We start from the raw sequence: 13,896 nt of genomic DNA, 5'->3' as shown, positions 1-13,896 counted from the left end.
TGAACACTTATTATTTCTTTTTATTACGATAAACAAGAATTCCTGCGATCAGCGCAACTGCTACGAGCAGAATGATCACAAATGGAAGGATTGGAGTGTTATCTCCAGTCTTTACTGCTTTCTTCTGGTTTGCATCGGTTTTATCTGCTGCTGGTGTCAGTGTCTGGTTCGGGGAAGCGTTTACGGTAAAGCTAACTTTCTTAGTATCCTGTGTACCAGTGTTTACCCAGTTACTTCCATCGAATTTCTGCTGATTGTAGGTAACAGTCAGTGTATAGCTGCCTGTCTTACCCATACGGAAGGTCGCAGAATATGGAGCGCTGTCCCAGCTTCTCGCTTCAAGGACTTCCCAATTGAGAGGCTGATATCTTACATCCCCCTTGATCGGATTTTCAATATCCATTCCCGCACCAACTGCTGTGAAGGTAATCTTAGTCTCTGTGGTATATACACCATCAGAACTGATTCCGGTAATGGTGTTATTCGCTGCATCTGAAACAATTGGTCCACGCTTTACAGACACATTTGCAGATACTACCAGACTGAGGTTATCCGGATTGGTAACGCCATCTGGAAGAACAACAGTACCATTTACAGAGAATTTCTGTGCCTCAGCACTGTTCTGATTATATGCGCAGCCCTTTACATCCCATTTTACAGATGCATTCATCTCACCTTTATTGGTAGTGATCTTAACGGTTCCTGGAAGCTGTAATCCATCTGCAGATTTCTCTACGCCATTTGCCACGGTAATATCTGATACCTTGCCAACTGCGGTAAGCTTGGTAGCAGCTTCTGTAACAGTAAAGCCTACTGGGATATCATAGGAACCAAGCTGATCTGCCTTAATAGAAATTGTCTCATTATAAGTTCCTGCTGCAAGTCCTGTAATTGGAGCTACTGTAAAGGACGCTGCCTGGTCAGCATTTGCTTCTAACTCTGTCTGAGACGGTGCACTAACTGCAAAAGCACTTCCAGTTACGGTTACGGTAATTCCTGTAAGTTTTACATTACCATTGTTTGAAACATGAACTGTTTTAGCTGCCGGAGCTTCTGTGTAGCCAGCTTCTTTGCTGTCGAAAGTAACCTCTGTCACATCTGCGGTAAGGGACGGTGCTGGCTGTTCCTGTACTGTGTAGGTTACCGGAATGGTAAGTAATGTAGTCTTAGGATCAGAATCTGCATTTGCGATAATAATATTATCCGTTACAGTTCCTACAGTTGTGGTATCGATTGGCTGTACTGTCACTACTGCGGTAGTGCTTCCATCAGCCGGAAGTTCTGTTTTATCAAGTGCAGCCTGTACTTTTCCGCTTTCTGTGGAAATTTCAAGATTTACGGTTCCTGTTCCGTTATTCTTTATTGTAACGGTTTTGGTGATTCCGTCAGTTCCTGTGCCCTGGGTAATAGTTGTATCTGAGAAATCTACGGATGTTACACTCTCATCAGCAAGTTTGATATCCGGTACATTTTGAACTGGTTCCTCCGGTGTAGCTGGATCTTCCGCCGGTGTGGTCGGATCCTCAGCTGGTGTAGTCGGATCTTCCGCCGGTGTAGCCGGATCCTCAGCTGGTGTAGCCGGGTCTTCTGCTGCTGGCTCCTGTGGGTCTGTATTGCCATCGTCTTTCTGAGGATCTTCTACTGTAAGATTTGCGTTGAAAGATAAAGTCACACCTTCCTCAGTTGTATAAGTGATCGTATCACTGTAAGTTCCTGCTTCAGTACCCTCTCTTGGCATGATCCATGCGTCAGCAGATTCGCCAGCTGCAAGAGAAGTCAGATCCTGAACCATAAAATGCTCCGGGCTGATTTCCTGGAAATTAAGAGTACCTGTACCAGTATTCTTAATAGTGACTGTCTTCATCATGGAACTTTCTGCATCTGCCTGTGTAAAACCAGCCTGTACAGTACCAAAATCAAGAACGGTATCTCCACTCTCAGTTACAACTTCTGCTGTGTATACCGGAGCTTCCTGTGCAGGAGTCTCTTCTGCAGGTGTTTCCTCTGCTGGAGCTTCGCTCTGGCCATCTTCAGGGATTTCCAGATAATCTTCGGTTCCAATATCGATCACGCTGTCATCGGTACTGCTGTCCTGTGCACCAGTGATATCCTCTGTCGGCTCTTCTGCTGGCTGCATCACATCCTCAGATGAATCTGTAGGTTCGCCACCGATCTCAATAACCTCATCCTGCTGGGTATCAGCTGATGCATCTTCAGCTGCCTGTGCGCTCTCATCAGTCTGTCCCTCTTCTGAAACATCTTCTGCCGGAACGTCCTCTGTTGGTTCTTCTGCCGATGCAGCTTCCTGCTCTCCTTCTGGAACCTCTGTGGTCTCTTCTGGAGCTTCTTCTGGTGTCGCTACGATCTCCACTGTGTTCGCTTTCAGCTCACCGGTTACTCCCATCTCAGATTTTCCAGTAATCTTCAGCTGGATCTTATTTCCCAAATCCTCATCTGTAAGCTTATAGGTCTTCTCTGTACCAACTTCTGTGAGCTGGTCTCCTACTTTTCTTGACCAGGAAAAACTTACATAATCATCTGTAAGCCCCTCTGGTGAAGCTTTCGTATAATCTGCACTTAGTTCAGATCCTACTGCAGCTGTTCCTTTGATCTTCAGCTTTCCTCCAAGCTCTCCTTCCGGCACTGCTGATGCAAATACCAGAGATGGAAGCAAGGAAAGCATCATAAGAAATGTCATAACCATTGCTATAATTTTCTTAGGTCTCATATGCCATCCTCCTTTACATTTCCCTTTAGGCTGACCTGTAACATTATTGTAACATATTTTAAATATTTCCACAAGCATTTTTTATACCTTCGTAAAACTGGATAATGCCTGTTCCCTTGTTTATGGTCATTATAGCAATCTGTTTTTATGCTTATGTAATTTGAATTTATCTGGCAGGAATCAGCCCTCCACAATAAGATATTTCCCGTCTGGAAGGGCAAAAACCTCACTGGCTTCTTCCAGTTCCTCCTTGCTCATGCCGTCCACATCGGCTCCCATTCCGGACAGATATCTGCGGACTTCGTCGATAGAATCTGCGACAACCGCCATACAGTCTTCCAGAAATTCCTCTGCTTCCTCATAAGTTTCTGCCACCGGCTCATCAAAAAGCTGCTCCTGTTTTTCCAGAAATGTCTGGATACATTCTTCTGAATACATTTTTCTACCTCCTGTATATTTGTATTTTTATCCCTTAACCCTTACATTTTTCCTCGTAAACATCCAGAATATCTTCCGGAGCATCTACAAGATCATCCGCGCCATTTTCCTGAAGCTCTTCTTTCTCTCTATAACCCCACAGGACACCAACGGTATACATACCAGCAGCTTTTCCAGTCTGCATATCCGTACCGGAATCACCAAGATACATACACTCTTCCGGGAGAACCCCAAATTGTCCGGCTATTTTTAACGGACCATCTGGAGCAGGCTTCTTTCGAACGGTCTCGCTCTGTCCCATAACCGCATCAAAAATATGATTTCCAAACATTCTCTCCACTACTTTTACAGCCGCTTCGTGAGGCTTATTTGAGCATACGCCAAGTTTTACACCTCTTTTTTTCAGTTCCTTTAAGGTTTCCGGCATGCCTGGATAATGCTGGATCTTATAAAACGGATCCTTGTTAAATTCCTTCCTATACAAAGTTCTTGCTTCTTCATAATGAACCAGTTCCGGATCTCCGGCATCGATCAGAAGCCTTTTTACCAGCATATCTGCTCCATTTCCGCAATAATATCTGTAATTCTCAACAGGCATCGGATTCAGGCCATATTTCCCGACTACCATATTTCCTACTGTAGCCATGGAATCCAAAGTATAAGCTAAGGTTCCATCCAGATCAAAAATACATGCTTTTATCATTTTTTGTTCCCCTTATATATTCATTCCAATTTTCTTGAGTTCATATACCAGTCGTCCAACTGGAAGTCCCACTACATTATTGTAGTCGCCACAGATCCCTTTTACATAAATTCCAAATTTTCCCTGGATTCCATAGCTGCCGGCTTTATCCATAGGTTCTCCTGTGCTTATATATTCCATAAGCTCTTCTTTTGAAACCGGGTAAAACTGCACATCTGTTTTTTCGCTGAACGTATGAGGCTTCCAGGTATCCTTTTCCTTTACCAGAAGTGTGACGCCTGTATAAACCTGATGTGCATTGCCCTGAAGTCTGGATAACGTATCCAGAGCGTCCTTTTTATCCACAGGTTTTCCCAGAATTTTCCCCTCAAACGCAACTACCGTATCTGCGCCGATGATCAGACAGGGCTCATTTTCCTGCAAAAGCTTCCTTGCAACTGCCATAGCCTTGTCAAAAGAAAGCTTCTCTACCATTTCTGCCGGATCCGTCAGATCTGTTTTCTCTTCCCCATCGCTTACCACTACCGAAAATTTCAAACCGGTCCTTGCAAGCAGTTCTTTTCTTCGCGGGGAGCCCGAAGCTAAAACAATTTTCTCCATAATCTCTCCTTTTCTGTCTTAACAGTATACCCCGACCTTTATACTGGTGCAATGATTTTTTTCTTTTCTTTTTGTCTGAAAAGTATTACAATATAAGCAACTCCATTCTGCCAGACCAGATGGAAAATACCGAAAGGAGCAGACAATATGGCAAAGATAAACAAATATTGGGGTATGGTTGCACTTGGTGCAGTAACCGCAGCCGCAGCCGGTGCTATAGCAGCTACATTTGCAAAACGCAGGGCACTGGAGGAAGCAGCTGATCTGGAAGAAGATTTTGAAGATGAGCAGGAAACCAACGAACAGCCTGAAGAAAAAGAGGTTCGTGAAGATTTCGTATCCTGGGAAGCAACCTCCGAAGAAGAAACGGAAGAAAGTACTGATACAGATGAGCCTTCTGATGACAGCGATGCTGAACCTGCTAACACAGATGACGAGCCGGCAGATGAAAGTGCAATGGATGAGAATCTTGAGAAAGCGAAAAAGCTGGAGGAAGAATTCGAAGAAAATATAGCAGAAGCTGAAAAAGAACAGGATGAGGAAGAAGCATCTATCCATATTGACTAATCCTCACAGGAACCGCTTCACAATGCACAAAAGCCGTGTCAGCCTATCTTGAGCCAGCTTTATCTTTTAAGTTAGCAGGTAGGTGACTTGAAATCTTTATAAGACCCAAAAGTCCCATGACATCAGATTCTATTCCAATCTGTATGTCATGGGACTTTTCTTTATGATTCTTTAAGTTTCTTATTCTCTATCAGGCTTTTGGAAGTTTGAAAGAACTCTTAAGGGATACAATACGGTTAAATACCGGTGCACCATCCTTGGAATCATGGATATCTGCACAGTAGAAACCATTTCTTACGAACTGATAGCTGTCCAGACCTTTTGCCTTAAGAAGTTCTGGCTCAACATAAGCAGAAACCTCAACAAGAGAATTCGGGTTCAGGTTCAGCTCACCAGTCTCTTTATCATAAACACCCTTTTCTTCATCAACAATGTTCTCATAGAGACGTACCGGAACCTTACCAGCGTTGGAGGCTTCCACCCAATGAATGGTTCCTTTTACCTTACGTCCGTCAGGTGCATTTCCGCCCTTTGTCTCTGGATCATAAGTACAGTGTACTGCTGTAACATTTCCAGCATCGTCAGCCTCATATCCGGTGCAGGTAACAAAATATGCGTTCATAAGACGTACTTCTGTTCCAACAAAGAGACGTTTGTATTTCTTCGGAGGCTCGACCATGAAGTCTTCTCTCTCGATATAAAGTTCCTTTCCAAATGGAACCTTTCTGGTTCCAAGTGCCTCGTTCTCCATATTATTCGGAGCATCCAGATATTCCACCTGGCCTTCCGGATAGTTATCAATGATCAGCTTAACCGGATCAAGAACTGCCATATAGCGGGGAGCCTTTAATTTAAGATCCTCACGGATGCAGTACTCCAGCATTGCGTAATCTACAGAGCTGTCTGCCTTGGATACACCGCAAAGCTCAACAAACTTCTGAATGGATTCCGGAGTATAACCACGGCGGCGTAAACCGGAAATAGAAACCAGTCTTGGATCATCCCATCCATCTACAATACCAGTCTCAACCAGCTTCTTGATATAACGCTTACCAGTTACCACATTGGTCAGATACAGTTTCGCAAACTCGATCTGTTTCGGCGGATGAGGGTATTCCAGTTCTCTTACTACCCAGTCGTATAACGGTCTGTGATCCTCGAACTCCAGAGTACAGATAGAATGGGTAATTCCCTCGATTGCATCTTCGATCGGATGAGCAAAATCATACATCGGATAAATGCACCAGGTATCCCCTGTTCTATGATGACTTACATGGGCAACACGGTAGATAACCGGATCACGCATGTTCATATTCGGAGAAGCCATATCGATCTTCGCTCTCAGAACTTTCTCTCCATCTGCGTATTTGCCCTCTTTCATTTTCTCAAAAAGCTGAAGGTTCTCTTCCACGCTTCTGTTTCTGTATGGGCTTTCCTTACCTGGCTCCTTTAAGGTTCCACGGTACTCTCTGATCTGGTCCGCAGTTAAGTCACATACATATGCTTTTCCTTTTTTGATCAGCTTCACTGCAGCTTCGTACATCTGTCCAAAATAATCAGAAGCAAAGAACAGTCTGTCTTCCCAGTCAGCTCCCAGCCATTTGATATCCGCTTTAATGGACTCTACAAACTCAGATTTCTCCTTGGTAGGGTTGGTATCATCAAAACGCATATTAAATTTACCATTATATTCTTTCGCCAGTCCTGCATTTAAAAGGATAGACTTGGCATGTCCAATATGAAGATATCCGTTTGGTTCTGGCGGGAAACGTGTATGAACGGTGTCATAAACTCCTTCTGCCAGGTCTTTATCAATAATATTCTCAATAAAATTTTTGGAAACCTTTTCGTTCTCCATGGTTCTCCCTCCTGAAATCAACTCTTTTATAGCAAAAAATCACACTATTATTAGTCTTAGTTGATTTATCTTATCATAAATAAATGGAATTTAAAAGTTTTTCTTATAAAAAACTTGATTTTTCTGCTGCTTTATGAGAAGATAATAATTTCTGCCACAAAAAAAGTCCTTGATCTATAATCAAGGACTTAAAGAGCTGATGACGGGAATCGAACCCGTGACCTCCGCCTTACCAAGGCGACGCTCTACCGACTGAGCCACATCAGCACTCTTGTGTCTCGGCGTTTCTACCGCTCACAGTTGATTATATTACCAGAAGGTTGTTCTATTGTCAACAGTTATTTTCAAATTTTTTCAAAAAATATAAAAATTTTAAAAGATTTTCCTGTAACTCTGCCAAAGCTGAATAGACTGCTCAGCCAGGCAGAGTCTTTTTTCCTATTGTTCACATGAACTCTTCAGCCAAAAAACTTGCCAATAAAGTAAAATACCATGTTTGATCAACTCTCCGGAATTACCACATTTCTTACCAGTCCAGTGTCAGTAAGAAACCGGTCATCTTTTTTCTTATTGGTAAACACCGCCGCTCCGTTCTGATTGGCAGTCAGTTTAAATTCCACCTGACTCTCCTGTACAGTTCCGTTTACCACCTGGTCGATTTTTTCAAGCTTATAACGCATGGTTGTCTCTTCTTTCACCTTATAGGTTCCGGCAGGAAGGGTAAAAACAACCCTTTTACTTACATCCGCTCTGGTATCTGTATTGTCTTTCGCAAATTCAACCATATTGGTATAAGTATGCTCCTCACCATCCAGATCGGTCCCTTTTACTGTAAATGTAAACACCGGATTTCCCTGCGCCCAGACGATCTCGTCTCCATGAAGAACTTTATCTACCGTGATGGTCACCAGTTTTACATCTGAAAGAGAAAATTTCTGTACCTCAGGCAAACTTTTTACAATACATTTTACAGCCTGTCCTTTTTTGTATCCAGAAGGTGCACGAAGTTCCGTAAGCACATATTCCCCTGCTTCCAGTCTGTTTATTCTATGCGCAGTCAATTCTGAGGTCCAGGTATCGATCACCTTGCCACTGGCATCACAAAGCTGCAAAACTGCTCCAGCTACCGCTTTTCCAGTTGCCTTATCTGTTTTTAAAAATTCTGCCTTTGTATAAGCATTTTCAATTACGATCGTATGGCCATGCTCTTTCTCCACAAGACCATTTTCATCCACTGTAAACTCATAAACTTTTCCATCTGACACATAACCTGTTGGCGCGGCAATTTCTTTCAGCTGATAAGTTCCTGGTACGATTCCGGTTAGCTTTATCTGTCCATCTTTCCCTGTAGTATAAGTTTTTCCAGAATCCTCTGCCTTCGTCTTTTCCCACAAAAGGAAGTTTACTCCGCCAAGCACCTCCTGGGCATCTCCTGCATTCTCCTTTTGCGAGATTTTCTTTATGATCACCAAAGTCTCTTCGTCCTGAAACAGAACTGTTTTTTCCATTTCTGTTTTACTGATCTGGATTTCAAAGAATTCCTTGGAAATGGTATATCCAGCCGGAGGTTTTATCTCTTTTACAATGTATTTTCCAAGATAAAGCCCCTTTGATACTGCTGTTCCATTTTCACCGGTTGTAACGGTATCTGCAATTTCACCGGATTTAAGCAGAATATTTCCTGAAGCAGAGCGGATATCTTCTGCTGCTGTAATCTGAAACACGCCGCCGGAAAGCTTTTTCTGGCTCTTATCTGTTTTTTGTACCGTCAGCTTCCCTTTTGGAGTATTCTCCTTTATTACTACCTGGGTTTTCTCTGTATTTTTGGAAGTAGAAGAAGGAACTCCCCCGATCCATTCAAAACTGCTGGTCGCAATATTGTATATATATGCTTCCAGAATATTAGGATCTGCATTTTCCACATAGTACAGCTGCAGCTCACTGTCACTTTTCATATCCACAGTAAGCACCAGTCTGATCTCCTGTCCATAACAGCCATCTGGCAATGTGCCTGTAGTCCCGACCGTGATTGCAGAACCGTTCATTGTCATGGACCACGCGCCCTGTGTGCCTCCATTTGCATCAAAAGAAGCCAAAACAGTTTGTCCCTGATACAATTGTGCAGATTTCAACTGAAAACAGTTTTCCAGAGTGTCCTGAATTTTAAAGCCTTTTATCTTCCATTCTCTTTTATTAGAAGGAATTTCCTGTACAATTTCAAATACGGTACTAAAATTCCTTCCTTCGTAGGTTTTGGAAGCTACTCTTTTTTCTCCGTCCAGAATCCACTTTTCAGGGTTTTCCGGCTCTGTTCTGCTGACACTTGCCCTGTCCGCAACATTGTTTGACGTAAGAATGGTGTCCTTGGTATCACCTTTATGTCTGACCGTAACTGTAAATTTGTTATTTACAGCGTAAGATGCCACTGTCCCATTGTAAGTACATGAAATCTGGTCAGGCACCATTTTCGCAGTCACGATCACATCATAGCTCTTTCCATAAAAAGACCGGTCTCCCAGGGCAGCACTTGTGGCGCTAATGGTAATCTTTTTGCCCGCTGCATTCACGGTAAAACGGCTATCTGCACGAGTCTGTCCGTTTTCATAGATAATAATAGAATCTGCTGTCTTCTCCACTCCGTCTGGCAGTGTATCCGCAAGTTCCAGTTTCGTCATATACCCGCCGTATTCATTATCCGGCACTTTTACACTCAGCTTATACTGATATGTACTATCCGGGTTCGGAAGAAGCAGATCTGTTTTCCAGATATTTTCCTGCAAATTTGCAGTATATTTTTTTACCTCTGTACTTGGAATTCTGTTTTTCGTCCTGGTACAGCTGGTAGTCACTTCATTGGACCAGTTTGTTCCTTCCTGTCCATTTATATGCTTACAGGAAATAGAAGCCTTGTTTTTCACTTCATACTTATAACTATCGCCACTGTATACAGGTGTTATCTCCGTAGGATCCATTTTTACTTTTATCTGAAATTCATAGGTTTTCCCATAGAATTCTGCCTTCGCCAGCGCTGCAGGTGTTGCCTGGAAATTCAGCACATCGCCAGCTGTCGAAATGGTAAACCAGGAACTTACATCCGATTCAGAAGGGAGCATTTTTACAGCTGCAGATCCATTGTAATCTACCCCCGCAGGCAGAGTATCCGTAACTTTACAGGAGCTGTAATAATAAGCAGAATGCTCTTCCGGAATATCTGTCTGTAACGTATAATAGAATTCTCCTGTGCTGTCAGAAAGACTGTTGGAATTTCCCTGGGATGCAAGAGTATTTCCTGTTTTTTTCACCAATGACGGATATTCTACAGGGCCATATCCTTTTGCGTCCCAGTTAAGACCAGCTGATGTTCTAATATTTCCGGTCTTGGTTGCCTCAAAAGTCTTTTTAATCCGGGCTTCTGTTTCAATGGAATGGGAGCCACAGCCAGGTCGTAATATTGCCAGATAGAAACCAGAAGAATTATCCAGTTCATAAACAACCGTATTCTGCGGAACCTCTCCCTTTACTTCCGGGGCAGGCGCAATCAGAACTTCATAGGTCTGGGAAAACTGAGTTTTCTTTACCACGTTTACTACAGAATCTTTTGTGGCATATCGGTGCGCGATCGTACCATTTTGGAGCCGGATGCCAAATCTCTGGTAAAGATCAATATCCAGCCAGCGGAAACGATAGTTGCCTGGAACTGGTGTATTGGTTCCGCTTTTTACAATGTCTATTTTTATTTCCTGGGCAGCTAATTCATCTTTAAAAACAATCCAGAGTTCCTTGGAATTGCCCACACCAAACATGGGATAAATCCCTTCTATCTTTTTTCCTGTATAATCATAGGTATAGTTGTGATAATTGGTTTCGGTCAGCAAAAGATCCAGTTTTGTATTTGTCTCTTTATTATAGCCAACATGGGTAATCCGAAATCCAAACTTTCCTTTCGCAGTATCATTTAACGGAACAAAATATGGACAGTCTATTTCCTCTCCTGGGCGCAGACCAGTATATACATTACTTCCAGCATTATTCCATGGATAAACCTGGCTATCATCATTCCAGCCAAGCCTTGTATATTTACTGCTGAAATAGGTTTCTCCGATGGTTACCGGTGTAAAACCACCGCTTCCATTCTTTACCGGATCGCCCTCCTGTACATAGTTGTCCGGTGCGATATACGTGGCGATCATATCATCGGTATTGCCTTCCATGAAGAAGTCATCTTCTTCAAGAAGCTCCACAGCATTTCCATCAAAGAAGCTGTCTCCTTCCGTTTCTTCTGATACGTAAAAGCCATCTCCGAACGTGCTGTCCTGCTCTTCCGGATCAGAGGGCGTATCTTCTATCATAAGATTACTTCCTCCTGGAAGTTCCCACTCTTCCTGGTCTGAAACTGGATTTTCTTCAAATGCTGTGTCTTCTTCCGGCACTTCTTCGGCTTCTGTTTCCTCTGGTACACCCTCTTCCTGCATAACAGGCTCGTCCTGTGCCATTATTCCAGGATCCGGATAGGACATTGCCATGGGAACCGCCAGTACTGCTGCCAGTATCGCTTTTCTTATTTTTCTGTATTTCATCCTATCCCCTCCTTTTTATCATTCTCATATTGCTTTATATATTCCTGGTAAACTTCCTTCATGGTCTTACTATCGTCCTGTTTTTGGATCACACTTGCAATAACCGGCACATCATAGCTTTTCGAGGGATCCAATTCCCCCTCTAAATAAGGGACCATCACAATTTCCTGAAACAACGGTGCTGTAGTCTCTCCTGGTTTCAACACAGTTTTATATCCATAGACATATTTTCTATTTTCCTGTGTCTGTTCTTTGGATAACAGCGTCCATTTGGAGTCATCCGCCTGAAAACTGAATAGCTCACGTTTTTCTTTCAGAAGCTTTTTTCCTGTATTCTGGTCCAGAATGGAAATACTCTGCATGGGAATATTTACTTCCAGAAAAACATTTGCATCATTTTCCCCTGTATTTTCAACTGCCGGATCTTTTTTCAGTACCTGTCCAGGGTAAGTTTTCCCCGCCAGAGCAGCATCCCAGTGTGCCTCTGTAAGCTGCGCGTTCACTGATCCTGCCGTAAATACATTTCTCACCTCATTCACAGATTTACTTAAATACGCAGCTGTCCCTCCTGCCGAAACCATAATTCCGGCAATTCCTGCCCCAACTGCCAACAGGTATTTTTTTCTTTTCAATCTGTCTCACGCTCCTTTTTTATAATTTCACCTCCAGACATTTCTGTACAAAGGGAAAATGCCAGCAAAAAAAACAGCACTGCTCCTTTTCCATTTCCACTTCCCAGAAATTTCAATATATAGCCTGCATACGGAACAGAAAAAACAACTGTTCCGCATAGATTTTTCCATTTTACAGGCTGTATATCCTCACTCTCATTGGCATCTCCTTTTGTAATAAAAGACTGCCTCTCTTTGTCGTTTTTTACTACCCGGTGCGTGATCCGCACACCGCCGGTATCTGTGGTAAACGTTATGATCTCACCCTTTTCTACCAGTTCAGGAGCCTTTGCCTTTACATAGACAGCACTTCCAACCCCAAGTGCCGGAACCATGCTGCCCGAAGCAACTGCATACCCCTCCATTCCATACAGCTGTGGAAAAGAAAGCCCGATCAAAAGAACAACTGTCACCAGCATGATTAAATTCCCAATTATTTTTATCGGGCTTTTTCCTTTCATAGACTCTTGTCCTTTCTGTACAGCTTTCTGCCAGTCAGGAATATTGCAAGCAATGCAGCAAACAGCGCGATCCATTTAGAAAACATTTTCGTCTCATCACCTGTTTTGGGACTTGTAGAAGCAGTGGCATAAAGTTCTCCTTTCTGATCGGCTGCACTGCTTCCACCACTCTCACTCTCCCTTACATTTCCAGATGAACCATCCGAGCCAGATCCATCATCCCTCTTAGCTGGATCAGGATCCTTTCCTCTGGCTGAAAATACCCATTTTACCTTTGCTAAAAGGTCTTCGTATTCATTGTTCATGTTTTCATCCAGAGACAATTTCACAACCAGATTTCTTCCCTGTCCAGGCTCGAAGCTTCCAAGAGCAATTTCCTTTTTCATGCTCCAGCCGGAACCGGAAAGATTGCCATCTACGGTTCCCTGATAGATCACCTTCTCATTTTCCCTTATCTCTATCACTCCATATTTGGTCAGAAGCTGCTGGATCAATTCCAGATTTTTTTCTTCCTGTTCTACCGCTTCTGCACGCAGATACAGCTGAATCGCAGCATCCGAAGTATTGGAGATCCGAATGGTCTGGCTTCTGGAGCATCCCGGCTGCAGATTTTTGAAATTCGCAAACAGATCGGTAGATTCGCCCCCTATTGTGAGCCTGTGATCCTGGTCAAAAATAACGCTTGTCACAGTTTCGCAGGTACAGGGCTGGTAGGTAATTCCCAGATCTTTTTCATCTTTGCCCCATACTGTTTTCATTTCACTGGCTTCTGCCTGTATACTCTCCAGATTCACAATGATCCTTGCTTCTTTATTCTTGTAGCGGTTGTCCGCTTTTTCGGACAGATAGTAACTGTCCATCAACGGCTTCTCCGTACTTTTTCCTGCAAGGAGTACATCTTTGTAATACCAGTAGCCATCCTCCTCCAGTTTCCAGAAATCCGTATTATAATGGATTTCGATCATTTCCGGGTCTAACTGCGGATCTTCTGCAAATTCACCGGTAGCACTGCTCGTTCCAAACGTTCTCCTGATTTTCACCCGGACAAAGGAATCCACATTTCCTTCATTCTTTATGTAGACTTCCTTTACCACCTTCTGTCCGGGATCCACATGATCTGGCTGGTTGTAATTCTCTTCTATAGAGTTTTTGTAAGAGGTCATGGACAAAAGATTGATTGCATACTCTGAAACATTCCAGGCAGCCAGTGCGCTTCCCGCTGCAAGTAATATTCCGGTGAGCACAGTTATGAAGACACATGTGAATTTATGCTTCTTCATAGTACCTCTTCCT

Annotated in this window: 10 protein-coding genes and 1 tRNA gene; 1 reads left to right on the top strand and 10 read right to left on the bottom strand. The window is 43.1% G+C overall.

The annotated features are described in order from the left end of the window. Nucleotides 1-10: 10 nt before the first annotated feature. The 4 genes from ACTQ50_RS10080 to ACTQ50_RS10065 all read right to left on the bottom strand — a co-directional run bounded on the left by ACTQ50_RS10080 (nt 11) and on the right by ACTQ50_RS10065 (nt 4,469). Nucleotides 11-2,728 (bottom strand): hypothetical protein, encoded by a 2,718-nt coding sequence (locus tag ACTQ50_RS10080; RefSeq protein WP_441484080.1) that lies wholly within the window; start codon nt 2,726-2,728, stop codon nt 11-13. Nucleotides 2,729-2,908: 180 nt separating this feature from the next. After that, complete coding sequence (locus ACTQ50_RS10075) at nt 2,909-3,166, bottom strand: glyoxalase (RefSeq protein WP_441484079.1); 258 nt, start codon at nt 3,164-3,166, stop codon at nt 2,909-2,911. 34 nt (nt 3,167-3,200) lie between these two features. Continuing rightward, on the bottom strand, nt 3,201-3,869 hold the full coding sequence (locus ACTQ50_RS10070; RefSeq protein WP_441484078.1) for an HAD family hydrolase: 669 nt from the start codon (nt 3,867-3,869) through the stop codon (nt 3,201-3,203). 12 nt (nt 3,870-3,881) lie between these two features. Continuing rightward, a complete protein-coding gene (locus tag ACTQ50_RS10065; RefSeq protein ID WP_441484077.1) occupies nt 3,882-4,469 on the bottom strand; it encodes a Maf family protein in 588 nt (195 codons plus the stop codon). Between the two features lie 147 nt (nt 4,470-4,616). Between ACTQ50_RS10065 and ACTQ50_RS10060 the strand changes: the two genes are divergently transcribed. Next, complete coding sequence (locus tag ACTQ50_RS10060; RefSeq protein ID WP_441484076.1) at nt 4,617-5,036, top strand: hypothetical protein; 420 nt, start codon at nt 4,617-4,619, stop codon at nt 5,034-5,036. Between the two features lie 190 nt (nt 5,037-5,226). Here ACTQ50_RS10060 and ACTQ50_RS10055 read toward each other — a convergent pair whose 3' ends face one another. The 6 genes from ACTQ50_RS10055 to ACTQ50_RS10030 all read right to left on the bottom strand — a co-directional run bounded on the left by ACTQ50_RS10055 (nt 5,227) and on the right by ACTQ50_RS10030 (nt 13,883). Beyond that, nucleotides 5,227-6,894, bottom strand: coding sequence for a glutamine--tRNA ligase/YqeY domain fusion protein (locus ACTQ50_RS10055; protein ID WP_441484075.1), 1,668 nt, complete (start codon nt 6,892-6,894; stop codon nt 5,227-5,229). Nucleotides 6,895-7,088: 194 nt separating this feature from the next. Beyond that, a tRNA-Thr gene (locus tag ACTQ50_RS10050) sits at nt 7,089-7,161 on the bottom strand. Between the two features lie 233 nt (nt 7,162-7,394). After that, nucleotides 7,395-11,471 carry a SpaA isopeptide-forming pilin-related protein gene (locus ACTQ50_RS10045; RefSeq protein WP_441484074.1) on the bottom strand — a complete coding sequence of 1,359 codons (4,077 nt, stop codon included), beginning with the start codon at nt 11,469-11,471 and terminating at the stop codon, nt 7,395-7,397. Next, on the bottom strand, nt 11,468-12,103 hold the full coding sequence (locus ACTQ50_RS10040) for a hypothetical protein (RefSeq protein ID WP_441484073.1): 636 nt from the start codon (nt 12,101-12,103) through the stop codon (nt 11,468-11,470). The genes ACTQ50_RS10045 and ACTQ50_RS10040 overlap by 4 nt, the downstream gene beginning before the upstream one ends. Then, entirely contained in the window at nt 12,100-12,561 is a 462-nt protein-coding gene (locus ACTQ50_RS10035; RefSeq protein ID WP_441484072.1) for a signal peptidase I, read from the bottom strand. The genes ACTQ50_RS10040 and ACTQ50_RS10035 overlap by 4 nt, the downstream gene beginning before the upstream one ends. A 38-nt stretch (nt 12,562-12,599) precedes the next feature. Further along, nucleotides 12,600-13,883, bottom strand: a complete 1,284-nt coding sequence (locus ACTQ50_RS10030; protein WP_441484071.1) for a hypothetical protein — start codon at nt 13,881-13,883, stop codon at nt 12,600-12,602. Nucleotides 13,884-13,896: the final 13 nt, after the last annotated feature.

The organism is Blautia sp. Sow4_E7, from assembly GCF_052116245.1.
GTDB lineage: Bacteria > Bacillota > Clostridia > Lachnospirales > Lachnospiraceae > Blautia_A.
This window is presented reverse-complemented; position numbering and strand designations above follow the sequence as displayed.

What these genes read in the sequence shown, in the direction of transcription:
- ACTQ50_RS10080 (WP_441484080.1), bottom strand. Translation starts at nt 2,728, where the DNA reads ATGAGACCTAAGAAAATTATAGCAATGGTTATGACATTTCTTATGATG.
- ACTQ50_RS10075 (WP_441484079.1), bottom strand. Translation starts at nt 3,166, where the DNA reads ATGTATTCAGAAGAATGTATCCAGACATTTCTGGAAAAACAGGAGCAG.
- ACTQ50_RS10070 (WP_441484078.1), bottom strand. Translation starts at nt 3,869, where the DNA reads ATGATAAAAGCATGTATTTTTGATCTGGATGGAACCTTAGCTTATACT.
- ACTQ50_RS10065 (WP_441484077.1), bottom strand. Translation starts at nt 4,469, where the DNA reads ATGGAGAAAATTGTTTTAGCTTCGGGCTCCCCGCGAAGAAAAGAACTG.
- ACTQ50_RS10060 (WP_441484076.1), top strand. Translation starts at nt 4,617, where the DNA reads ATGGCAAAGATAAACAAATATTGGGGTATGGTTGCACTTGGTGCAGTA.
- ACTQ50_RS10055 (WP_441484075.1), bottom strand. Translation starts at nt 6,894, where the DNA reads ATGGAGAACGAAAAGGTTTCCAAAAATTTTATTGAGAATATTATTGAT.
- ACTQ50_RS10045 (WP_441484074.1), bottom strand. Translation starts at nt 11,471, where the DNA reads ATGAAATACAGAAAAATAAGAAAAGCGATACTGGCAGCAGTACTGGCG.
- ACTQ50_RS10035 (WP_441484072.1), bottom strand. Translation starts at nt 12,561, where the DNA reads ATGCTGGTGACAGTTGTTCTTTTGATCGGGCTTTCTTTTCCACAGCTG.
- ACTQ50_RS10030 (WP_441484071.1), bottom strand. Translation starts at nt 13,883, where the DNA reads ATGAAGAAGCATAAATTCACATGTGTCTTCATAACTGTGCTCACCGGA.